We start from the raw sequence: 920 nt of genomic DNA, 5'->3' as shown, positions 1-920 counted from the left end.
CGTACTCGGAGATGCGGCGACGGGCATTGTCTCGGCCTACATCGTCTTGCGAGCTCGAAACGTCGGTGCCGGAAATGGGTTGGTCGCCCGCATGCTAGGCAACGTGCTGCTGGATACGCTCGTAGGAAGTGTCCCAATTCTCGGCTCGATCTTCGACGTGTATTTCAAGGCGAACAATCGCAACGTCAGGCTGCTGCGCCGTCACCTCAACAAGTAATCCGGACAGGGCCCGCTTACCTCCGCTGTGAATAGCAGGCGCGTGATCCTTCGATCACGCGCCTGCTATTGGACGATGCAGCTTGCGGAGCCACGCAGCCGAAGAGCGGTCATTCCATGACGTTGTTTACAGCTCCAGGAGGAGTGTCACTCCTCCTCGAATAACAACCTGCCATTCGTCAACGCCTCCTTCCAACCTAGGGAGAACCGCCGGAAATCAGGCTGTCAGATTGCACNCCGTCGCGTGGAGTCATTCATCGCGCCAGTATGGGTGGGAACAGCTGAATTGGCGCGAGCCAACCAGACGGCGTTTGGTCTCCGATATCGGTCCTCGGACGGGCAGATCATTCGCGGTCAGGTTGGGTACGACGCTGTAACCCTGATCAACAAGCTGCAGTTTCAGCTCCGCCAGGTGGCGCCTGAATCCGTTTTCGATGTAGCTGCGCGGATACCGCCATCCGTTCCTGCATGCTCGCACGAGAATGTCGGAATACAGTTCAGAGCTGGCAGCTTTCACTGCTTCTTCGGAAGTCAGTTTGCTGTTGGTTTGGGTACCTTCGGACAAGCATGGCCCCACAGACACCAAAAGCACCAGTATTACGGTCAAGACAGACAACTTTGTCATGGAGCCCTCCGTGTTCTGAATCGACCAGGCCTGCCAAGCAACCTGCCCTGCCGATCTGCAGAGACTAGGATGCTGACCC

General features: G+C 57.1%; 2 protein-coding genes. One reads left to right on the top strand and one right to left on the bottom strand.

Translation table 11 applies throughout. The features are described from left to right. On the top strand, positions 1–217 hold a 217-nt coding region (locus X728_RS136945; RefSeq protein ID WP_023833356.1), incomplete at its 5' end, for a DUF4112 domain-containing protein. Between the two features lie 249 nt (positions 218–466). On the opposite strand, the gene X728_RS1000000170880 is transcribed toward X728_RS136945, so the two are convergent. Further along, on the bottom strand, positions 467–920 hold a 454-nt coding region (locus X728_RS1000000170880), incomplete at its 5' end, for a hypothetical protein (protein ID WP_210164492.1).

It is taken from the genome of Mesorhizobium sp. L103C119B0, from assembly GCF_000502235.1.
Taxonomy (GTDB): Bacteria; Pseudomonadota; Alphaproteobacteria; order Rhizobiales; family Rhizobiaceae; genus Mesorhizobium.
The sequence above is the reverse complement of the archived record's forward strand: the minus strand, read 5'-3'. Positions and strand labels throughout refer to the sequence as shown.